16 protein-coding genes are annotated in these 23,527 nt (G+C 42.4%); 12 read left to right on the top strand and 4 right to left on the bottom strand.

Features of this window, described 5'->3' with window-relative positions:
* Positions 1-35: 35 nt before the first annotated feature.
* Positions 36-263, bottom strand: coding sequence for a glutaredoxin family protein (locus AND4_RS04420; protein ID WP_009841704.1), 228 nt, complete (start codon positions 261-263; stop codon positions 36-38).
* A gap of 140 nt (positions 264-403) precedes the next feature.
* Between AND4_RS04420 and AND4_RS04415 the strand changes: the two genes are divergently transcribed.
* From AND4_RS04415 to AND4_RS04390, 6 genes are all read left to right on the top strand, one after another.
* Positions 404-916 (top strand): M48 family metallopeptidase, encoded by a 513-nt coding sequence (locus AND4_RS04415; RefSeq protein ID WP_009841702.1) that lies wholly within the window; start codon positions 404-406, stop codon positions 914-916.
* The gene (rlmF, locus tag AND4_RS04410) at positions 906-2,063 is read left to right on the top strand and encodes a 23S rRNA (adenine(1618)-N(6))-methyltransferase RlmF (protein WP_009841701.1); all 1,158 of its coding nucleotides are present in this window, start codon (positions 906-908) and stop codon (positions 2,061-2,063) included. The genes AND4_RS04415 and rlmF overlap by 11 nt, the downstream gene beginning before the upstream one ends.
* Before the next feature lie 271 nt (positions 2,064-2,334).
* The gene (locus tag AND4_RS04405) at positions 2,335-3,306 is read left to right on the top strand and encodes a hypothetical protein (RefSeq protein WP_009841700.1); all 972 of its coding nucleotides are present in this window, start codon (positions 2,335-2,337) and stop codon (positions 3,304-3,306) included.
* A gap of 489 nt (positions 3,307-3,795) precedes the next feature.
* The gene (locus tag AND4_RS04400; protein ID WP_009841699.1) at positions 3,796-10,446 is read left to right on the top strand and encodes a TcdA/TcdB pore-forming domain-containing protein; all 6,651 of its coding nucleotides are present in this window, start codon (positions 3,796-3,798) and stop codon (positions 10,444-10,446) included.
* A 214-nt stretch (positions 10,447-10,660) separates the two neighbouring features.
* On the top strand, positions 10,661-11,809 hold the full coding sequence (locus AND4_RS04395) for a hypothetical protein (RefSeq protein ID WP_009841698.1): 1,149 nt from the start codon (positions 10,661-10,663) through the stop codon (positions 11,807-11,809).
* Positions 11,810-11,819: 10 nt separating this feature from the next.
* Positions 11,820-12,692: a hypothetical protein gene (locus AND4_RS04390; RefSeq protein ID WP_009841697.1), complete on the top strand. Its 873-nt coding sequence runs from the start codon at positions 11,820-11,822 to the stop codon at positions 12,690-12,692.
* Between the two features lie 204 nt (positions 12,693-12,896).
* On the opposite strand, the gene AND4_RS04385 is transcribed toward AND4_RS04390, so the two are convergent.
* Positions 12,897-14,705 carry a hypothetical protein gene (locus AND4_RS04385; RefSeq protein ID WP_241210241.1) on the bottom strand — a complete coding sequence of 603 codons (1,809 nt, stop codon included), beginning with the start codon at positions 14,703-14,705 and terminating at the stop codon, positions 12,897-12,899.
* 737 nt (positions 14,706-15,442) lie between these two features.
* Here AND4_RS04385 and AND4_RS04380 point away from each other — a divergent pair.
* The 6 genes from AND4_RS04380 (at position 15,443) to AND4_RS04355 (ending at position 21,670) form a co-directional block, all read left to right on the top strand.
* A complete protein-coding gene (locus AND4_RS04380) occupies positions 15,443-16,171 on the top strand; it encodes a bacteriorhodopsin-like (protein ID WP_206536069.1) in 729 nt (242 codons plus the stop codon).
* An 83-nt stretch (positions 16,172-16,254) separates the two neighbouring features.
* Positions 16,255-17,121, top strand: coding sequence for a polyprenyl synthetase family protein (locus AND4_RS04375; RefSeq protein ID WP_043991482.1), 867 nt, complete (start codon positions 16,255-16,257; stop codon positions 17,119-17,121).
* Positions 17,108-18,631: a phytoene desaturase family protein gene (gene crtI / locus AND4_RS04370; protein ID WP_009841693.1), complete on the top strand. Its 1,524-nt coding sequence runs from the start codon at positions 17,108-17,110 to the stop codon at positions 18,629-18,631. Before AND4_RS04375 ends, crtI begins: the two co-directional genes overlap by 14 nt.
* Before the next feature lie 102 nt (positions 18,632-18,733).
* Positions 18,734-19,648: a phytoene/squalene synthase family protein gene (locus tag AND4_RS04365; protein WP_009841692.1), complete on the top strand. Its 915-nt coding sequence runs from the start codon at positions 18,734-18,736 to the stop codon at positions 19,646-19,648.
* Positions 19,635-20,792: a lycopene cyclase family protein gene (locus AND4_RS04360; protein ID WP_009841691.1), complete on the top strand. Its 1,158-nt coding sequence runs from the start codon at positions 19,635-19,637 to the stop codon at positions 20,790-20,792. The genes AND4_RS04365 and AND4_RS04360 overlap by 14 nt, the downstream gene beginning before the upstream one ends.
* A complete protein-coding gene (locus tag AND4_RS04355) occupies positions 20,789-21,670 on the top strand; it encodes a Brp/Blh family beta-carotene 15,15'-dioxygenase (protein ID WP_009841690.1) in 882 nt (293 codons plus the stop codon). Before AND4_RS04360 ends, AND4_RS04355 begins: the two co-directional genes overlap by 4 nt.
* Before the next feature lie 77 nt (positions 21,671-21,747).
* Here AND4_RS04355 and AND4_RS04350 read toward each other — a convergent pair whose 3' ends face one another.
* Both AND4_RS04350 and AND4_RS04345 read right to left on the bottom strand, forming a co-directional pair.
* Positions 21,748-22,194 (bottom strand): hypothetical protein, encoded by a 447-nt coding sequence (locus AND4_RS04350; protein WP_009841689.1) that lies wholly within the window; start codon positions 22,192-22,194, stop codon positions 21,748-21,750.
* 138 nt (positions 22,195-22,332) lie between these two features.
* Positions 22,333-23,439 carry a M20/M25/M40 family metallo-hydrolase gene (locus AND4_RS04345; RefSeq protein WP_009841688.1) on the bottom strand — a complete coding sequence of 369 codons (1,107 nt, stop codon included), beginning with the start codon at positions 23,437-23,439 and terminating at the stop codon, positions 22,333-22,335.
* Positions 23,440-23,527: the final 88 nt, after the last annotated feature.

The following is a 23,527-nucleotide window of genomic DNA, read 5'->3' as shown; positions in this document are numbered from 1 at the left end:
GGCTGGATAATCAAACAAATTGGGAGATAGGCGACCTAGTTGCTGTACATCTTTTCAAAGTTCTTTGGATTCCATCCTAGCATTACCTGGTCACCAATCTTCAGGACCGGAACAGAACGAGCGCCCAGTGCGTCGAGTTCTTTGCGACCTCTCTGCATTTTTGCATTGCACAAACGATAGTTAATATTTTTAGAATCAAGATAACGTTGAGCATCTTTGCAGTGTGGGCATTTGTCTGTGATGTAAAGAACGACGCGTTTCATTCAACTTCTCTCCATTGTCTTTGGGAAGCGAATTTTAGCTAGGTTTGGCGACAAAGGAAAGCTTGAAACCTATGATGAAACTCTCGTCCATCTCAGGTATATTTAGCGCCTTTCTTTTGTCATAGCGGACTTTAATACGCATGCATTCTTCACTTCGATACATTCAAGGGTATCCACAGAACATTATTGAGCAAGTGAGCTCACTCGTAGACAGTGGCAAACTGGTTCCATGGTTCGAACAACGTTATCCAGAAAGGCACCAAATAAAAAGCGAAAAGGCCCTCTACGAGTATGCGATATCGATAAAAAACCGCTACATGAAGAAAGCAGCACCAATTAGTAAAGTGGTCTTCGATAAAAAAATTCATGCGGTAAATAATGCTCTTGGGCTGCATAGCGTGATCAGCCGTAATCATGGCGGTAAGCTAAAATCAAAAAATGAGATCCGCATTGCAAACGTGTTTAAAGACGCACCTGAGGCATTATTACGTATGTTGGTGGTGCATGAATTGGCGCACACGCGTGAGAAGAACCACGACAAAGCCTTTTATCAATTATGCTGTTACATGGAGCCCGAGTATCACCAACTTGAATTTGATGCTCGTCTGTTTATGATTTATCTCGATTTAAAAGCGATGGCGAATGAAGAGTAATAACCACAACGCGAAGCAAGTTCAGGCAAAAAAGTCGGCCTCCAAAACGAATAAAGAAGTGACTTCGGAAAAATCCAAGCGTGTGAAAAATAAATCGAAAGCGAAAATAACAGTCGCTAAGAAAATCAGCGATGTAGAAGTGATCAAAATCGGTAAAAGTGGATTGCATGCCCGTAATGCGCATCGAGGTCGCTACGATTTCAAAAAATTGATTGCTGCAGACCCCCAACTTGGACCGTTTGTCATTCTGAACCCAAAAGGGGAGGAGTCAATTAACTTCTCCGATCCAAAAGCCGTCAAGATGCTCAACAAAGCATTACTTGCAGCCTATTATGATATTGATTTCTGGAATATTCCTGATAGTTACTTGTGCCCGCCAATCCCAGGGCGTGCTGATTACGTCCATCGCGTTGCTGAACTGCTGGACGGCGAAGTAAAAGGCAAATATGCTCATCATAAAGTACGAGCGCTTGATGTGGGTGTTGGAGCAAACTGTATTTATCCAATCGTAGGTGTTACTCAATACGGTTGGCAATACACTGGTAGCGATATCGACCCAAAATCAATTGAATCAGCACGAGAAATTGCAGAGCGCAACGTCTCGCTAAGTGGCAAGATTAAACTGGTACAACAGATCAGTGAGGCCAATATCTACCTCGGGATTATCCAACCGGGTGATCGCTACGATATCACCACTTGTAACCCGCCATTCCATTCTTCAGCTGAAGAGGCGGCAACAGGTAGCCAGCGTAAACTTGATAATTTAAAAGCGAATCAGAGTAAGAAGTGGCCAAAAGTTCCCTATCATCAGGTAGACGCTTATCAATCAAAAAAGCATCGAGTAAAATCGAGCAAACCAGAGCTTAATTTTGGTGGGCAAAATGCTGAGCTATGGTACGAAGGGGGAGAAGCCGCCTTCATCCGTAAAATGGCCAGTGAAAGTAAAGAGTTCAGTGCACAAGTGCTTTGGTTTACCACGTTAATCTCAAAGAAAGACAACGTTCGCCCGATGCGTAAACAGCTAGAAAAGCTGGGAGTGAAGGCGATTAGAGTGGTCGAAATGAGCCAAGGACAAAAAGTCAGCCGATTTATAGCTTGGTCTTATATGGACAAAGTACAGCGAAAATCATGGATAGAACTAAAGTAATTATTCAAATAAAGCTGCCAAAAACTTAAAAAAGAGTACCACTTTATGGGTGCTTTTTTTTAAATAATTAATTTTATTAGTGAAAAATATTAAATTATCCAAACTTCATCATGCTTATCTTCTTTTTTAACTCTAAGGTATTCTGTATTTTAAGGGTGTCATTATTTTTGAATAAAATCACAACTATATATATTAATTGATTATTTTTTAATTATCCCTTGAAAGAAGATTGATAAAAAAGATAATCAAGCTTCTATAAAGGGAGAATTAAATGAATAAATACAATATCCTAGCATCATTGGTTTTGTCAGTACCTGCATTTAGCCAGACATTTTCTATTATTCCGTCAGTGGAGACTGGGCTTCCTACCGTTTTAGAACAGCCAAATTTATTTCAAGCACCAGTTTTTGATTTTTATAACTTTTCTGATGGGTATTTAGAACAGCGTGCTAATGCCAAAGCTGAGCTTCCCTTATCCTTGAGTCATATAAACAGGGTTTGTATTGAAAATACGTTCAGTGAGCTCAATGGTCATGAAAACTATGCTCAGTCCGGAATTTTATTATATACATACAAAAATGATACTCAAGGAGATAGGCTTTATAATACAACGATAGGAGATAGAGTACCGTTAGAAAGTATTTCTGAGCACTGTTTTGACGAATCAACTTGGGTATATAAAAACTGGCTGCAAGACGGTGTAATTCTTTTTACTCCATATAGTACAGAGTTCTCTATTCTTGAAGGTGTGAGAGTTAAGATTGATGGTGAATTTGAATTACCGACAGATTCTGCTCTTTTTATTAAAAATTACTTTGATTTTATTAGTAAAGTTGGATTCGACCAATCAGCAAGATTTTATCACCCTAGTAGTATTGAGAAGATAAAATCTTTAATTATCAATGGTATAGATAGTAATAGTGAAAATATTATAGCGTTGAAAAACATGTCTTTTGGTGAAAGGGCCTCTAAAGTCGACATCGCGTTAATGTCTAGTAGTGATTTTATGAATAACTTATTAGGAATAGTACAAAAGATCAACGGTAGTAATAATCTTAACTTTGAATCACTACACATCATTAACGAATTTGATTTGGATGAAAAGAAGTATATTAATGTCCAAAGAAAAGAGCGGGTGCTAGGTCAGTTGATCACTGTGAATGAAGTGGTAACGCTTAAAAAGCATGGAAGCCATTGGCTTATAGATATACCTGAAAGTATAAGTGACATCCTCTCTAAATAAAAATAATCGTTAATCGAATAGACTGCCACTTCATTCCTTATTTTTGTTTGTCATATTTTTAATTATTTTTAAGTCATCACTTATGAAATGACATACTGCTTTTTATTTAAAAATTCAGGTGAAACTTAAAATTAATCAATTTATCGAATTATGGCTAAAGGTTGAGTGGTTATTTAAATATTCTTGCAATCTGTGAAACAAATTATTATGAGAAAAAAACTATTAACAACAGCACTGGCCTCGGCTTTTATTAGTCCTTATTCGCTATCTAATGCAGAAGGTAATGATACTCATCGATCAAACTCGCTTTATTCGTCGTCCTTTTCTGAAGAAAGACAGTATAAGTCGGGCTTTAATGCTTTCCTAGCTGCTTTGAGAAGGACTCGCGACTCTATCTTAAACAGTCCTCCCAACAGAAAACTTATCTCTGATATCAAGTCAATTTTGAGTCAAAAAGGACATTGGACGGTCAAGGCTCGCCAGCAATATATGCTGTTAAAAGCAAATATTCACAATAACTTTTATGATGCGTATTCTTCTTCGAACCCTCCTTCGTTGCAACCTTTAAATGCGAGAGAGAGTCAGATTTTTTATGAATTGTTGCGTCTTGCTGATGCCGCCAATCCAGACCTACATATCCATGTCCAAGGGTTTAGTGAGCGACCAATATCTGAGGTTCAAAAATTGAGCTTTATAAAGGGCGCAACCTCTGCTCGATTTATTCCAGGTAGACCTCATTCTGAATTTAATTCAAAGTCTCTCTTCGTATCACGGCTTACCCTAAACTTTACGAAAGAGTACTTGCCCGAAATGATTGCTGCTTTTAGTCATCTGTATTCTGGTGAAGTAGCTGACGTTGTTAGGCAATCTAAGATCATGGGCCCATCAAATTTTAGCTCCGTCACTGATCAAGCTATCATTTATATTGAGGGTAAGAATATAAAGAATGCTGATCGAGTTATTGAGTTTTTGGCGAAACGCGTTCCCGAGCAAGCATGGGTTGACCACACACCCTTAGGGATGGTTTCCCTTGCCAAAGGCAGAAATTATTCAGAGAGCTCACGCTTTTCTTTTTCCAGCCATGGCGCTTCAAGATCGGTTGTCGCAGCAGATGCAATTCTTGAAAACTTATTTGGTGGTGAGAGCTTGGCTATCTTGTTACCTGAGACGCTAAGCTCTCATGGTTACGATCCTGCGCGTATTCCACTCGTTGACTCGTCGTTTGATTATCAGTCGGTACAAATGAAATCGCATGTTGCTACAACTAATTTTATTCGTGATCCTGAAGGTTTCCTCAAATCCCACACGCTCGATGTTACGCCAATTATTGGGGAGTACTCACCTCTCAAAGGAAAACCAGAAATGCATTCCGGCACGGATGGGTTCCAATTAGCTTTTGAGATTGACGGTCAATTTCGTAGCAATAAACTACGCGTTATCAGTGAACCTTTAATGGACAATATGCCTTCATTCATTGATATAGCTAAGTCTGGTAAAGTCGGGCAAAGCTTGGTCGCGGCTTCTCATAGCGGAGGAACCATTGTTGTCGTTGACCTCGATTCTGCGAATTACCGCATTTACTTCGATAAACGTCCACATGCTTATGCTCTGTATGATGATGTCGTCGCCTTCAGAGATTTGAGCTCAGGTTATCGTGTTGAGGGGATGACCAAATTTCATACAGGACTCGATGTCACCTTTTTTGTTTTCAACAAGCAAGGTTGGCAAACGGTTGTGCAGAAGCAGTCATACAGTGGTTTCAGTGATTTAGATGTGCGTCGTATTGCGTCAACCACGGCTGTGCCTTTTATGAGAACAGGTAAAAATTTGCCTGGGCTATTTGAACAAAATCGTGCCAGTCTTCAGAAAGAGTTGCTATTGCTTGCGAAAAGGTTTGGTTTGCCGACTGAGCAGGTAATAGACCTTCCTTATGATCCTCTGGAATTGAAGGTTCTAGAAACCCATTCAAGCTTAAAGAAGTGGAATGAGTTAAGAACTCAGTTGAACAAGAAAATATCTGCACAGAGAAAATCGCTTGCGAGACAGAGAATTGCAGAACTCGCGAGGTTAAAATTAGCCAGCGATTCAAATAATGTGCAGTCTCTTAAGAAAATCTCATTGCTGCGAGCCAGCTTATTGGAGCTAGATAATTACGCTCAATCACTGATTGATTTGTCCAGCCAAATTGACCAAGTTTGGCTTAACTTAAAACAAAAGTCAGAAAGTGGAACAAGGAATCTCATTGTTACCGACAACAGTTTGCGTTCTGGTAACTTTGACAAAGGTCAGATACATCAACGCTTCTTGTTGAAAGAGAAAACCTTAAAAGAACTTTCTGGCAGTGAAAAAGCAGAGTATGAGAGTGGCTACAATAACTTTGAAACGATTTGGCTGCCGGATTACGACGAGTCAATGACTCTTGCACAAAAGCAGCTATTGCTGTTGGGGTCTAATGAGCTCGATGCTCAGCAGCAAGGTGCGTTAATAAGGAGAATAAACAACCAGATCACCAAAGACGAGGTCACAAGTAGCTTAGATTTTACGGCCAAGTTTAACCAAGAAATGTCTCGCTTGGGTGGTCGAGTTGTCGCAAGTTTGCCACAAGACTTTTTATTAACACTGATGGGCGATGGTAGTGGACGTTGTTACCCTTTGGTTCGCGCGATGTCCGTTGCTATGTTTAAAGGTACCGACTCCATTCGAAACTTGTCTAACAAGTTGTTTGTCGGCGCAGCAAATCCAAACGATGTAGAGAGTCATTTCTTATTGAGAGCGCTAAGAAACTTGCATTCCAATAATGAGGCCAGAGAAAGTAGCCAATTGGTGGGCCAGCTCGATATTGCGGGAATTATTGCCTCAGTGAAGCGCGGCCTTTCAGAACGTGGTCAAGTATCGCTGGCTGTCAATACGAGCACACACTCGGTTGGTGTTGCTGCAATCAATGACATGGGACAGAAGCGCTTTTATTTTTATGATCCCAACTTTGCTGTTGTTGAGTTTTCTTCGATGAAATCTTTGAAAAAGGCGCTAGAATCTCATTTTGTGATAAATGGGATGGCAGAGTCTTATTTTGCATCTGGCACTAAAACAAAACCAGAGTTTACTGTGTTAGCGATTGATACTGGCGAAATGTCTCTCGTGGAGGTTTTACCTGGCCAGCAGGTTTTCGATGTTTCCTCCTCTGACCCGCTTAGTCCTGTAGGGAGCGGTGGTTCCATCGTGACACTGAGTGATGATGAATCCTTCATCACCGTTGAGGATTCCGACTCCATCATGACGATTGACGATGATGAATCCATTATTGTTTTAGAAAGCTCAGAGAACAATATAGAAGAGGACTTATCTCTCAGAATGAGCCTCACCAAAGTGAAAGCTTATGAGCAGGCGCGACGATTAGCGAGTGCGGTAGAACTTGGACGTTCCCAGTATCGTCTGCCGGATGATTGGTTACCAGTGATAGGTAGTATCGAAGAAGCTTCTCCTGGGTATTCTGCTATTACGTTTGTCTCGCCAGATGGGTCAGCAGAAAAAACAGTGCAAGTCCAAGGGCGAGAGTTGATTGAAGTGAGTGAATATCTTCACGAGCAGTATGCTAACGTGAACTCTCATTTTGACCTTCGTACAGGACAGCGGGCTTCAACTTTCGAATTTGAGGATGTTCAAGGATTTGATGGTTTAAACGCTGGCTTCGCGGTTCAGTCGGTTATTACTTGGTTCCAAAACGAACAAAGAAGCCAAGTCTCAGGCGAGAAGAGCAGTGCCTTACAGAAAGCATTGGAGATTCATAGTTATGTTATGGCTGGTCAAATTTCTCACGGTCTTTTGGCGGATGCTCAACATATGGTGAATTTGTTTAAAGTTGCAGTGGCCACCGATGCGGAGCTTGTTAGCGCGACAATGAACAATATTTCAGGTATTGCCAATCAAGGTATCGGGCTTGCGTTTGGAGCTATTAACGTCAGTTTAAGCGCTTACGAACTTGCTCATGCTCAAAATGTTCAACAACAAGCAATTTTTGGTACGCAGCTTGGTTTTAATGCGGTCGGAACTGCCCTTGGTGGAGTGGCTCTGGGGGCAAGTATTACAGGCGCTTCCACTACAGCGCTTGTGCTCGGTGAAGCAGGAGCTATTGTTGGAGGTTTAGCTGTAGGCTTTACCGCTTTGGCCGAAGCTTTTGGTGAGATCGCCATGGACGCTCAACAAGTCGGGCGTTATTTTTATCAAGTCGATCATGCTTACCGTGAGGGTGGATATCGCTATGATGCTGAAAAGAGCGTCCTATTGCCAATTCCTGGCGCCGTCATTAATCAAATTGATTTATCAAATGGTCGTGTAGAGCTTGGTAGCCAAGATCTATACTCCTCTAGGCATGGTAAAACCGGGTCTGGTTGGTTGAATTACTTCTTTTGGGCGGGTGATCTACCAAAAGCGTTGAGAGATAAATCTAAGGCTTTACCACTTAGAGAGCGACTCGGTTATGGCTCAAGTGCAGGGGTTGAGTCTCACAGCTCAACATTGGTATTACCTGCAACGGGTAAGTCGTACATCGATTACGACTATGAAATCTTACCCGGCTCGACCACTATGAATGATCGGGGTTTCAGCATATTAAGATCGCTTGAGACGGCCCTTGATTTTGATTTCGATTTTTATGTCTTCCCATCTGAATACGTGATACGCAATGTACGAGAGAAGTTTGTTCCGCACACGGTCTTTGTAAAGCTAGGCTCAACTGATCGAGTCGTTGTTACGCCAGAGATTAAGGAACTTGGTTTGAGAAAACTGACTTATCATCTGAGTGCGGAGGATGGCAAACAAGAGGTGATCGCTCAGCCATACGCGAAGTTTGAGCTTTCGGAAGACTCTGCAGCAAGTGTAGAGTGGGTTATAGATACGAGAGCAATTGAGGGAGGCATACCTGAACTTAAAGGCCAAGTGCTAAAAATTGGGACGGTTACCGCCGATCTTTCTTCGTTGACTGAATCTAGGGTTAAAGTGTTTACGAGCCAAGGCGAGATTTGGCAAGTGGAAGATGCCATGCTCTCTTTGATCGCGACAGACGCTCAGAAAGAACAGAGTAGCGTTCATGTGCTCGAGCACCTGGAGGCGTTAGCTGAAAAACATCAATTACTTGGTGATTATGTTGTTATCAATAATTATGAAGAATCTGGAATACCTCTCGGTACGGCTTATTACGATATAAAAAATGATCGTGTGATTGCGAGTAAAGATATTTCTGTAGAACTTTCACAGCGAGCGCAGTTACTGAAGACAAATGGCGATGAAGCTTGGCTCTTCAATCAGCAATATGGCTTGTTATGGAAAGTCGATAGTGTCTCTGGCAAAGTCACGGCGATTTATACGTTATTCCAGCCGTCTAAACCTTCTATATCCGTTAGCTATAATGCTTGGACTGAAGCTAACATTGTGCATGTTGCTGCAACATATCACATGCCTGATCAGTCTCAAATTAAACACTTATATCGTTTAACGGAAGATGGATTAATGTTGACGGATATTCACGGTAACGAGCGGTTGTATCAAGCCCTTATGGCACCCGTTGATTCGGACCATAGGCAATTGATTTCAAAATCTATTGTTCAGAGAGCATATGCGCCGCTTGATCTCACGGCTTATGAAAATATCCCAACACGACTTGCCGATATCGTTGAAGTTGCTGTAGCGGGTGCAACGCCTGTTTGGAGTATTGATGGTCAAGAGAAAGCATTGATATTGAGAACTCTATCTTCTGTGGAAGATCTCAAGTTGCTGCTTGTTGATGACGGCGTCGAGTATTTTTATAGTGAAAGAGAGCATACGATATACCTTCGAAAAGAAGGACGTATCCAAAACGTGAAGCTAAAAGAGGGTGATAGGGTTACTGCTCGTGATCACGTTTATGTCGCGAGCGATAATGGAGAGATTTATGCATTAACTTCTCAGGGAACGCTCAGCCTTATCGCGATTAACCAACAGTGGATAGAGCGATACCAGCACAATTGGCAAGATACGCTAGTTACCAAATTCGAAGGTGTCAATCATCAGATTATGATTTTTGGGTTGTCAGATTTTGATGGTAAGGCCCTAAAAGCTTGGTATTTGCCGTCCAGTGAGCAATTTGTTTTGGTCGGAGGCCAATGGAGTGATAGGCAGCTGAAAGTCGTTGGTAAAAAAGACGGACAATCTGTTTGGTTGTTCGAGCCAATCACCGGCAAGTTATATGCTCAACCTTCGTTTTCTCTGGAACAAATGTACAGTTTTACCTCTGATCTTCGCTTCATTGCAGATGGGCTACTTACGGTACCTACTGAGGTTGATTTAGTTGATGACAGACTAGCAGACGTTTATATGAGCCATGACGGTTATCGTGCAGAAACCGGGAATGGCTTAGTGTTTGAGTTTAAGACGGATGATTCACCAATACTTGTTGAAGTAAGCGAACATTGGCTGGATGAAAATCCAGGCATGCTGGCCACGTTATCAGAGCGCTTTGAAACGGGACCAGTGATTCACTTAGGCAAAGAGAGCGACCACTGGTTGGTTGCTGAAACGGGCAAAGAAATTCGTCTGGGTAACCCAGGGAAAGCGATTTGGATTGGCTCGGTTGAAGGAGAAGACGTGCATCAAGTGTTCTTTTTACCAGAAAGCAACGAGTTGCTCGAGTCTAATGAACAACAAGTCAGTACCTCGTTAGGCAGATACCAAGATGTATTTAGAACAGGTGATGATTGGTCCCTTGTTATGGAGCCGACGAGTGGTGAGCTGATTGAAGTCGTCAAATTAGAGGAAGCGGACTCGGTTGTTCTTTCGACATCAGGCCGTCACAATGGTTACGACATCAATAATACTATTGGTCGATACAAACATGTGATCATCAACGATAACAGTTATGATTCGTTTGTCGACTTATCGGATTTTGATCGAGACCAAATTGTCCTTCAGCATGAAGGAGACCGATTAAAGCTCGTGATTGCGAATAGTACCTATGTTGTGATTGAGGAGGCAGAGAGAGCTTCAAAGAGTAAGTTAGCGTTTCGTTTTGCTGGTGGTGCGCAGCCTGTGCGTCTGATTTACATCATTTCTCAGCTCGATTCTCGTAGTATCAATGGTATTGTCGAGCTAAGCGACTTAGATTTGTAGAAATCGAACACACTAAAACATTAAGCCCCCGAGAGGGGCTTTTTGTTTTTTTTGCCTACATGATGGCGAAAGCATAAATTTCAACACCTTATGTTTGTTAATTTTTTGGTGTTAAAGTTATAAAAACTCGTCTTTTTGTTATAAACACTTTTCTCTTTAGGTGTGATATTTGGATATGCAACATGTTCAAATAGACATCACAAGGAGAAGAGGGATGTTAAAAAAAACATCGCTACTAGCATTAATAGCAGTAGCTTGTTATTCGTCGAATGCAGTTTCTGTTCAAGCGGATACGTTTATAAAGGCACTGCATTACAACGATTTTGATAAAAAATATACGGATGAATATATAAAAGACATTTTTTTAGTTCATCCGGATTCCGAGTACTCGAATATGAATGACAGTGCCACTTGGTTACTCAATGATATTACATGGCAATCGGCGTGGAGTGATTTTAGAGGTTATTATAACGTCGATCCTTCAGAGACTGTCTCACTGAGACTGCTCGCAAAGGAGGCTGGCTTTACTAAAGCGAGGCCTTTGATCGAGTTTTCTAAAAAGCAACTAAACCCGGGTAGTACATCTGTTCCTGGTAGCTATTTTTACAGCAAAGATTCACTAGCGGTAAGAGCAAATGTAGTCAAAGCCCAAATTGACCCCGATATATATTATAAAGCATGGAGCCTTTTCACCGTTGAAGATGAATATTATAGTTTTAATGTACATGCGCTGATATCAAAGTTTGCTCTTGCGGTTCAAATTGTTCGTGACAAAAGCCAAATAATTAAAGAGTCTGATTGGAGAAAAAACGGTATCTATACTGATGTTATTAAAAGGTTTTTGAATAATACGTATCGATTAAGTGATATCTCAGAAAGTGACAAAGAATATCTAATGGCGATTCTTAATGGTTCTATTAAGTCAGTTGTCAACCCGTACAAGCATAATAGAAAATATCTGAAAACTCAGTACCGGTTAGCGCGCCTTTCCGCTGCATTGGTCGACCGTATGGGCTATTTCGTCGACTTTCCTTGCACAGCTGAGTTCAAATTTCGAGGCACACAAAAGACGAGAAACCAGTGTTTTGTTGATATGACAGACAAGGGACTCTGGAATTGGTATACGGAAGAGTTCTCCAAAGCAATTACGCCAAAATATTCGCATGATGGGCAGCAGCACAGCTTTTTAGCAAGCTTGCTGGATACTTTGTTGCCGCTCACTATGGTAATGGATGGACTTAGTGCATTTGAGTTCTTTACCGCCAGTGAAGCTGCTGAGTTAGGTGCAGAGGGACTATGGGAAGCAGAAGAGGTTGAAGCTAGCCAAGAAGCATTCCTGACAGAGTTTTGTGAAATTGATTGAGGAACCACCAATGAATAAAAAAATAAACATATTAGGGATGCCACTTGCCATCATATCTATTTCCGCTTTCTCTGCTGAAGTGAATGTATCCCGAGTTACTGAATCTGATACTGCAGTACTAAGCCTACTCAATCAAACCGTTGATAGAATTGTGGATTCCTATGGTCACGCCTACATCAAGATTGTTTCACTTGATAATTTTCAAAAAAACGATGTCGAACGCGGAGTAAAAAGAATTGCCGACAAATCGATTGCTCGATTTGAATACCAGTATATTGCGCCAAATGGAGAAAGTATCACACGCGTATACCATTCGTTTAGTGGTGAAACACCAACGCCTAAATTGGAGGGGTACCCTGTCGATTTTCGTCAAAAAATTGAGGCAGAGATGAGGGAGAATGAACGGCTCGTAACGGGTAAAATTACGAAAGAGGAATATAACAGCAGTGGTCGATATTTCAGAGCATCGAATTTTGACAGAGCCAATGATGCGGAGATAAAAGCACTGAGAAGAATCGAAAGAGATATTATGAGCAATGAATTGCCTACAGGGGGAAATTTAACCGTGTTTGTAAATCAACTTCCTTGTGAATCTTGTAGGCCGTTATTTGAAGAGCAACTGGCGGCATGGCCTCACATTGCGAAGGCTGACGTTAGTTACCTGGGTCAGATACCACAAAACTTCAAGGATCCGAATACAAACGATTGGTATCAATACATGAGAGATCATGAGGGTTTGGCTGTTGGTGACGAAGCAAAGCTTCAAGTTAAATTCACTACCTATCGTAAGACACGGACCAAGTATAGTTACTTTAAAAAACATTTATTTGAGCAATACAATATTGAAAATGGAACGGCTCCTGCCACTGGCTGTGCGCTATAAGGCATCGCACTACTTTAAATAGGGTTAACGTGCACTGCCAATTTTCTAACTGGGAGTAGGCGTCTGATAATCCTACAACCAGTGAGACTCTTTGAGTTTAGAAATAACTAGCTCGCCTCCGTCAGGAAGCGAGCTCTTTTGTAATGTGTGCCGGGGGCCAAGTTAATGTGTGTGCTTGCATCATTGGCTCACTAGTATCGTTATCTACAGTAGTGCGACAACACCAGCCAACTCGAGTGCTTCCATAGCCGCTGTTGAAAACTCCTCAACAGTCATGCCTTCTTGATAGGCACTATGAATTACTGTGGATGCAGCTAAGTTTACATCTTCAGCTATCGAGCTCCATCCAATACCAGACAGGCTAGTAGGGTTGTAAGTAAATGGCAGACTGTCAACAATATACTGATCAAATCCTCTTAACATCGCGAAGCGAGAAATAAACTCTGTAACACCTATTTGAACCACTCCGCCCACATCAAACTCTGCGGCGCTGTGTAAAATGATGACAGATTCGTGCTCTGCAACTGAAGCATTCGCTTCTTCGTTCCCGATCATTACGCTAATACTATTTACGTATTGATGAATACCCGGAATTGCGATTTCTTCTCTTAGAAGGTATGAATCCAGCTGTCTTGCAAAATTTGCAGCTTGTTCTTGTGACCCAAATTTTATTACTGTCTGTTCTTCTATTGGTGTAGATAAAGATACGGTCTTTGTTATGTATGTAGCACTGTCTTCAAATTGAAGCTGATTAGCCGACATCCCAGTTGCAACTTCCCGGAAGCCCATATCTGCCATCAGGTCTAGGTCGGATGGCGTGATGGGGTTATGAAAATATTCAGCTCCATATTCAAAGGTTGGATATGCTAAATAATTCTCTATGACTTGCCGGCCGCCACTGCCCTGCATGATTTCGTACATATCATCGAATGCCGTTGTTATCGCCATCGTCCTTGTCCCTGGGCCAACGGTAGTAGAGGTTAAGCCAAGTTTTGCAAAAACGTTTTGTATTATCCCTTTTTTCGCAAGATATACTAAGGTTGCTCCTGCTCCGACAACAGTAACCGTAGAAGAGGCGATTAGGGCGACTTTGCCAGGGCTTAACTCTTTGTCAGCAGTGACATCATCGAAAACCATGACATTGGAAAGCATCAAAGGAGAGGTTTTTTGTCCCAACTCTGTCTGTGCCTTGTGGGTAAAGCTGAGTGTTGTTTGCTGTTGAGACGCAACGAATTGTAACTCGACTTTCTCCCAGTGTTTGCGACCATTCTCTTGGTTATCCCACGGTGCATATACATGACCGAAGTTTCCCCTTATCCAGTAATCAATCTCAACGAGGGGGTGCTGCTTGTTGAGTTCGACTTTTTCACCGCCAATATCGACAACAGCGTATACAGGCTGGTAGGTGTATGAAAAGGTGTGGTATTTTACGAAATTACCCGTCATATCAAAAGATAAGGTGTAAGTTTGACCAGGCACGGTTTGCAATGTAGTTTTCACTGTTGCTTCAATGTTTGGTTTACCCACAATAAGTGAATAACCTCCAGTTTGAGATTGTTCTTCATCAAGGTAGGCATTTTCACCAAAAAGGCTTATTGAGTCACTACAGCTAGAGTTAGCCAATTCAACACACCATCCTGCGATATTGCCTTCTGTTGGTAAGAACCTTGGATTTGAAATGTGTTGATGTTTCTTTAGATAAAGAATGGACTCGGCAACTTTCTGTTTTATCGCATCATTTTTTGAACGCTCTTCACTATAAAGTGAGGCTGATAAGTCGATAGCTTCCACTTGATTCAGATAATCTTCAGCTAAGCTGTTTAGTTGATTTGGGGGCATGCTATTTAATGCAATGTTTAACAAAGCTCCAGTTTGCTTAGCGAGCTCTCCGTTTGCTTTGAATTTGTGATCATAGGAGTGATTCATCGACGGCGTTTGATTTATATTTGCAAAGCAATATGTACTATTTGTCACTACAGCTATTACGAGAGCAATAGTATTAATCTTATTCATTTTAAGCCTATTATATTGTTGTTAGTATTTGTAATTAGTTTTATTAACTTAAAGGTTGCTATACTTGTTGGTAATAAATATATTTATATAATTATTCGCCCTCCTGTGTATTATTGATGTGTTTTTACTTTAAAGATAGGAATGTATTTTGTGTAAAAGTATCGCAATTATTTATTTTGAGTAACCTTATGGCAAAGGTTGATTAATGGCAAGTTTTTATTTTAATGATGTAATTGAATATTGTTTTTATGCGGTTTTTATTGTGGCAATTTTGGGTTTTATGATATTTAAATCATTTGTAATACATATTTTATTTACTGTTAGCATGATCGCATTTTCTCATTGTGTTATTTAATTTTGAGGAGAATTCTCTATTTAACTTTATTTATCTTACAAATTTACCTCCGGTCTTAGGTGGTAATTTTGAAATGCTTACTTCGAGCAAAAACGGAGAGCACAGGGGAGATAGGTTGTGTGATTTTGCTCTTAATTTGTTTATAGATCCTCTTCTGGACAATGAGATTATGTCAACTATCATTTTTTACTAGGCATTACTTGTTGATCATATTAAGTAAATTGTTCGTATCCATACCTAAAAGCGAGATAGTTTTAGATTTGTGGTCCTCGCCAAACCAACCGTTAAAAGTGAGACTATTATGAAAAACCAAGTTGAAAAGATAACACCGCTTTCGCTGTGGGCTAATACCCCTAGCTTGCTGACAAAATTGCTATTATCAATGGCGATACTACTTTTTCCAACGGCTGTTTATGCTGCGGCAAATTTACAACCGAATGACTTTGTTGGTATTTCCTTTTGGTTGATATCGATGGCTTTAATGGCCTCCACTGTGTTCTTTTTATGGGAAACACAATGCGTCACTGCGAAATGGAAAACATCACTAACAGTGTCGGCTTTGGTTACTTTAATTGCAGCGGTTCACTATTTCTATATGAGGGATGTTTGGGTTGCGACCGGTGAAACACCGACTGTCTACAGATATATCGACTGGTTGCTCACAGTGCCATTACTCATGATTGAGTTCTACCTTATACTACGAGCTATCGGCGCGGCCTCTGCTGGCATATTCTGGCGTCTGTTGATTGGTACATTAGTAATGCTAATTGCAGGCTTTATGGGTGAGGTTGGATACATCAGCGTAACCGTCGGATTTGTAATTGGTATGCTAGGCTGGTTTTATATTCTCTATGAAATTTTTCTTGGCGAAGCGGGTAAAGCAGCGCAACAACAAGCCAGTGACTCCGTGAAATTTGCATATAACCTGATGCGTTGGATTGTGACGGTGGGATGGGCCATCTATCCTATCGGTTACGTTCTGGGCTACATGATGGGCGCGGTTGATGATGCCTCTTTGAACTTAGTTTATAACCTTGCCGATGTGATTAATAAAATCGCGTTTGGATTGCTCATCTGGTATGCGGCAACCTCCGAGAGTCAGGATGCGTAATGCTATAACAAGGCATTAAGTTGTTGAAAACGGGCAGAGTTTACTCTCTGTCCCTCTTTCCATACCAAGAAGAGGGGATGACAATGAACAACTCTTCTCAGAGCATAACCATTCATCATCAAGAGTTTATCTACCGAGACTGCGAAAGGTATCTAACGTCCGTTGTGTCCAGTAACCGTCCTGCGATTTACCATTTAGATACAGGCGGGAGCCGTGTCAGAATGCAAGTCTGTTTAGAGATATCATTGAGTTTGGGAATACACTACGATGATGCTGTAAGGTTGGCTGTAACGATTGAATTACTTCATAACGCGTCGCTCATACATGATGACATACAAGATAAAGATTCGGTGAGGCGAGGCGCGATGGCCGTTTGGGCTAAATTCGGCTCCAGCATTGCAATATGTACTGGTGACTACCTTATCGCAAAAGCATTTGGTGTGTTAGCTGAGGTGTCTTGCTCCAAATCTGTCCCCAAGCTGCTTGAGGCGACTCAAAAAGCGGTTACCACAACTATCGAGGGGCAAATCGCCGATCTCACCGCGAAAGAAGACATTCATCGCGACGAATACGAGGACATTGCGGCCAAGAAAGCTGGACCGTTACTTGCTTTATCTCTAGAGCTCCCCCTTATTGTGACCGAAAAGCACTCTGATATACAAACCGCGAGGCATGCAGCATTTAACCTTGCCGTCGCTTATCAAATTTTAGACGATATCAATGATAGCGCGAAGGACTTCAAACGTGGTCGTCCAAATCTTTTGAATCTAAATCTCAACAACAGTGATAAAGAAACCGCGCTCAAACTGACTAAAAATCGTGCTATTTATCTAATCAAAAGTTGTGAGCGTGATTTGATCCGACTACCGGTCGGGTGTCAACAGAGTTTGGGTGGAGTGGTGCGCAAACTACGGGCAATGGCAAAGGAGGGGCTGAGTGAGGGGCAATAATCAGTCAGCTACGAGAAATAAAGCCGTGGTGATTGGCGCGGGTTTTGGCGGTATCGCCGCCTCCTTGAGACTTCGTGCCAAAGGTTACGATGTCACGATACTGGACAAAGGACGTCAGCTTGGCGGTAGGGCCAGAGTGTTCGAACGTAACGGTTTTATTTTTGACGCAGGTCCAACGGTTATCACCGCTCCATTTTTAATTGATGAGCTTTTTGCTCTGTTTGGAAAGACAACAAACCAGTATGTTTCGATTGTTCCCGTTACACCGTGGTATCGTTTCTACTATCCAGACCATACTACCTTCGACTATGGCGCAACGCTCGATGATACCATCAAGGCAATAAGAGAGATTTCACCTAAAGATGTTGGTGGATACCAAAATCTGCTGAAAAAGTCTGAATCCATTTTCGATATTGGCTTTACTAGGCTTGCAGATGAGCCCTTCCATAGTCCGCTCACGATGGTCAAACAAATTCCTAATTTAATACGACTAGGGTGTCATAAAACGGTCTGGCAATTGGTTTGCGAGCATTTAGAGCATGAGAAGTTAAGGCAAGCATTCTCGATCCAGCCACTGCTTGTCGGCGGCAACCCCTTTGATACCACGAGTATTTATAACCTCATTCATTTTCTCGAGCTGAAATGGGGGGTGCATTTTGCCATCGGTGGAATGGGGGCTCTGGTCAGTGGACTGAAGAAACTCATGCTTGAAAATGGTATTCAAATAAAATTGGGTACTGAAGTTCAAAGCGTTATCTCTAAGCATGGGAAAGTGACTGGTGTAGAGCTTGCTGGTGGCGAGCGACTGCCTTGCGATGTTGTTGTGTCTAATGCTGACCCCGCATTTCTCTACCGAAAGATGATTGCGAAACAAGACCAAACATTACCAGTCAGGCTCAAAACTCGTCACGCCAAATACTCGATGGGGCTTTTTGTGCTTTACTTCGGGACAACGCAGAAGTACCAAAGCGTCGCGCATCATACAATCTGGTTAGGTAGGCGTTATGAAAGCTTACTGAATGATATTTTTAATAAAAAGGTGTTGGCTGACGATTTTTCTCTGTACGTACACAGACCAACGGCCACTGATCCCAGTTTGGCTCCAGACGGCTGCGATAGCTTTTACGTACTTGCGCCAGTACCAAACCTACAATCTAAAATTGATTGGGAATCAATAAAAGAAGAATACAGTGATAGAATTGTAAAAGCACTTGATTCCACCATGCTGCCAGGATTAAGAGATTGTATTACCGAGCAGTTTTGCATGACACCGAGCGACTTCAAAAGTGACTATAACAGCATAAATGGGGCTGGATTCTCCATTGCCCCCACACTCGCACAATCTGCTTATTTCAGGTTTCACAATCGTGGTGAAGGGCTTGATAACCTTTACGTTGTCGGTGCTGGAAGCCACCCAGGAGCGGGCCTTCCAGGTGTTCTTTGTTCAGCCAAAGTGTTGGACAAACTGGTCCCCAATGCTCACGGCATTGCAGAGAGTACCAGGGTTTAGCCAGCGAGCGAATTAGCGTTAGCACGAGCTCCATCGCTCCTAAAAATGACAATGTAAGCTGCTCTCGAATTAATTCACCTGAAAATACAACGGGAGAACGTTATGGAAAATACGGCCCTTAACAGCTTGTCTACATACGGAAAGACATTTAGGTTCGCCAGTTTGTTGCTCAGTCGAAATCAGGTGGAGCAGTCGGCTAGGTTGTATTATTTTTGTCGCTGTGTTGATGATATTGCTGACGATACAGATGATAAGCATCTTGCCCGGCAACGCTTGGACAAGGTACAAGACCAGCTGATGATAGGGCGATCCAGTGAGGCGTTCGTGGAAGACTTTTTAAAGCTCTCACATCAGTTAGATATTCCTGTCGCGTACGCTTCAACTTTAGTCAAGGGAGTGAAAGGTGACTTAGGTGCAGTTCGTGTGCAAAGTAAAACAGAATTAATCCAATATGCCTACAAGGTCGCCGGCGTTGTAGGACAGATGATGTGTCCGATACTCAAAGCCGACAAAAAGGGTATGCCTTATGCTATCGATTTGGGGATAGCGCTGCAACTTACGAATATTGCCAGAGACGTCTTAGAGGATGCTAAAATGGGGCGTCGATATTTACCTTATCAATGGTGTCCGTTTTCGCCTAACGAGATTGTCGCTTCGAAACACGATTCGGTCCGCAGGCAGGTGAGTGCCGCTATTGAAAAAGTATTGCAACTTGCTGATCAGTATTACAGAAGCGCTCGCCAGGGGTATTGTTTTCTCCCTCAGCAAAGTAGACGCGCGATAATAGTCGCCGAATCTGTATACAGGCAAATAGGCGTTAAACTGAGGCAGGGGGGCTTGAATTATTGGCAAGGGCGAACTGAAGTCACACTGTTGTCTAAGGTCAAGGTAGCGGTATCTGCATTATCATCCATCTCTTTTGATTCACCTTGCCACCATGATTTTAATCTACATCAGCCTCTGGTCCTATTGACCGACTACGAGACATGCAAGAGTAAATTTGATGGAAACGATTAAAACAGACATCGTTATGCTGGGCATTGGATTATCAACATGTTCACTCGCTATGGCGCTCTTACAACAAGGATATCGCGGCAACATTGTCATGCTGGAAAAGGAGCGCCAAGCAAACATCAACAAAACTTGGTGTTTTTGGAATAGTGAGCATATTCCCCCTTATCTTCGTCACCTTATCAGCAAAAGGTGGTCAGCTTGGAAAGTTGCCGAAACCTTACATTCTGTAAAAGATGTTGATCAGGGCTATTCCTGCATTCGGGGCGAGGATTTTTTTACTTATTGTATTAGCACATTCACGCGAGCAGATAACGTTACTTTAGTATTTGACGCCGATATTAAGGAGACTGGGCAACATGGGCAGTGCATAACCGCTTGTTGTGAAGAATATTTTGTTGAAGCCAAAATCGGCTTTGATAGCCGCTACCAACCACCTAGTAAAAGTGCCAACAATGGTCTTTTACAATGCTTTTCTGGGGCATGGGTCAAAAGTAGTCACCCGATGTTTTGTGATCAAACCGCTGATTTAATGGTCGACATAAAAACGGTAGGGCAAAGCACAGAGTTTGTTTACGTTCTGCCTTTTGATCAATATAACGCATTGATTGAAGTCACGCAGTTCTCACCCAGAGCGCCATGCAAGCAAAGTTTAGAGAGCAAAACGTTGAGCAACATAGAGACTATGGGATTAACACGCGACAATATTGTCGGGTGGGAGTATGGCGTGCTCCCAATGTCTGCGGATAAAACTTCTTTCCCTAGGTCAAAAAACAGCAAAATAGTCGTCCCCTCTCGTTGGCAATCAATCGGGATACGAGGGCAAAACATTCGAGCAGCAACAGGGTACGCTTTTATCTCAATTCAACGTAACAGTGAACATTTAGCCAAACAAATACGGAAGGGAACCGACATCGCGCCAATAAGAACTCCTCGACTTTACTATTGGCTAGATAACGTATTTTTGAGAGTACTGCGTTATCGGCCTGACATTGCACCAGAGCTATTTAGTCGCATGGCGCAAGGAACGTCACCTGAACAGTTCTCAAGATTTATGACAGAAAGTGCTACTATCAGTGACATTGCAAGGGTGATCAACGCTATGCCAAAGCGTCTATTTTTACGTGCCGCTATCGGACTCGATCAATGAGAAGTTGCACACGTCTATCGGTTAACCAACTTTGGGTGGTGTATTTAGGTGCGGTTATCCTTTCCGGACTCCTTTCTCAATTAGAACTGACTGAACTCGTGCCTCTTATCGCTATTTTGGCGTTGGGTTTGCCACATGGCGCGTTAGATATCATTATGTTACATGGATTATCGTTCAATAAGCGCAGAGCTCCCGACAAGGCGAGCTTTGTTGTCAGCATTATTGTTTATGTGGCGGTGGCCGCATGCTGCCTTTTCGCGTGGTTTTGGCTACCGACGTATTGCCTTTGCTTATTTCTCATTTTAGCGGCTTACCATTTCGGTGAGGACTGGATAAATCTCGTACCTAGAAAAGGAGGGCTGATAGGAATCATTGTGTTGGGGCTGCCGGCTTTATTCCAGCCTGATCCTGTTGCCATGTATTTTAGTGCGCTTGATGTACCTAATGGTGAGGCGCGCAGTATTGTCTTTGTTATGGCAATCTTGGGGCTTCTCAGTTTGGCGATTTTACTCATCGACTTTCGACAACTTTCCGTTGAAGTGCTAGCTTGGCTGGTTATGTTGGTTTTGACGAGCTATTTCTTGCCAGTACTCTATTACTTTTGCGTTTATTTTTGTGCCTTGCATGGGCCACTTCATACTTGGCAGGTCAAAAGGCGATATAAACTGTCTTGGTGGTCTCTGGCTAAGGTGTCCGTAATTCCTATGGCCGGAGCCGCTATTCTTGCTGTTGGCTTGTTCAGTTTCCTTCCGCAAGCGTTCAGTGGCAACAAGTGGCTCCCCATGGTTTTTGTTGGCTTGTTCTCACTGACGGTGCCACACCTAATACTGACAATAATGCACGAGCATTACACCATCAGACGTTCTGACTCAATTTGAGTGGATTTCGAGTTAGTGTGATGAGGTCTTGCAGCCATTCAGGGAACTAAAGTCTGGTGTTTATGTGTGAAAATAGTTCATGTAAAGTTGGTATCTAAAATATCAATGCCAGCAATCTCAAAGCGTGTCATCAATGCCTTATTTTCTTGTTGATACCAAACTGCTGGCATATTGGGTTTGAGCCGTGCCTTCTCTTCTTTGTTGATAACCACATAGCGTAAAAAGGTGTTTAGTGTGCTCGTCATTATTTCAAAGCTCATTTCACCATCTTTGCTGATGGCTTTTAATAGTCCAACCACACTCTCCTCTGGCACTAATGGCTCGACAACGGCGTGTTTACGATCGTCAATAGATGTCGAACATGGCAGTAAAGTACGGGCAGTCTCCCAACAGATTTTATTGGTCTTACTCACTAAATTGTGCTTGTAGCAGAAGTAGCTAAACAAAAACCGGGACAGGTTCTGCCAGCGTTCAGCTTGGACTTCTAACCAGAGGTGTTGCAGTTCGATATCAGCGTCAGTCATGGGTATGCAATAGAAAACGTAAACAACGCGTAGTGTAACTCGACTTGTCGTTAACGCCAAAAACACCCTTGATGATCGAGGCAAAAAGGGTGCAATATTAGCGTTTATATTGAGCGTGGCTTGGTATATTTCAGCTGCTTATTTTATGAGAAAGTGCTTTACAAACTTAGTGACTTTTACCATGTCGTCAACCGCAATGAACTCTTCGGTTGTGTGTACTTTTGCCATGCCAGTAGATAAGTTGACGGTTGTAAGGCCTTTTCTGTTGAAGTTGTTCGCGTCGCTACCGCCGCCGGTACTTTTTGTAAATGCGTCGATACCAATATCCGCGAATGCCGCTTTGATTGATGAGACATGTGCGTTGCCTTCTTCGATAACAAATGCGTCGTATGCGCGGTCTGATTCGATTTCAATGTCTGCCCCGTGCTTTTCACAAACAGACTTAAGTGTAGAGATCATGTGGCTGACTTGTTTCTCAAGTTTGGCGTCGTTTAGAGAGCGTGCTTCAGCAACGATTTTTAGTGAAGGCATCACTATGTTAGTCGCTTGACCTCCGTTCACCATCCCGATATTCGCTGTGGTTTCTTCGTCAATTCGAAGCAACTTCATCTGGTTGATTGCATCCGCCGCGACCATGATCGCACTGATGCCTTCTTCAGGGGCTAGGCCCGCGTGTGCGGGGCGGCCTTTGATGGTTGCAATGATTTTTTGTTGGCCAGGTGCTGAAGTGACAATCGTCCCGATAGGACCGCCAGTGTCTAGTACGATCGCTTCTTTAGACGTTACGTAAGACATGTCGAAGTGCTCAGAGCCGAACAGACCGCCTTCCTCATGCACAGTGAAAGCAAGTTCCAGCGTTTTATGTGCTAAGTTTTCTGCTTGAATACAGCGAACCGCTTCCATGATCGCTGCAATACCTGATTTATCGTCACCGCCAAGAATGGTGTCGCCTTTTGAACGGATAATACCATCTTCGATGATTGGTTCGATGCCTATTCCGGGTGTTACCGTGTCCATGTGGCAACTCATTAGGATAGAACCTTCTTTCCCACCTTCCAGACGTGCATACACATTAAAGCCATTAGAAATCTGTTCTGGTACTGGTAGTTTGTGAACGGTAAAGCCAAGTTCGCCCAATTGCTCAGCCAGCGTTTCTGCGATTTGTTTTTCATTCATAGATTCACTATCGATGCGAACCAATTGGCAAAAGTGGTCGATTAAACGTTCTTGATTAATTTGTGTCATTTGGGTGTCTCTTTTTTTATTCGAACCGTAGCGTTGTCGCGCACGGTGACGAGAGGAAACAGAATATCTTTTATTACACAGAGAATGC

The sequence above is a fragment of the Vibrio sp. AND4 genome (assembly GCF_000171815.1).
Lineage (GTDB): Bacteria > Pseudomonadota > Gammaproteobacteria > Enterobacterales > Vibrionaceae > Vibrio.
This window is presented reverse-complemented; position numbering and strand designations above follow the sequence as displayed.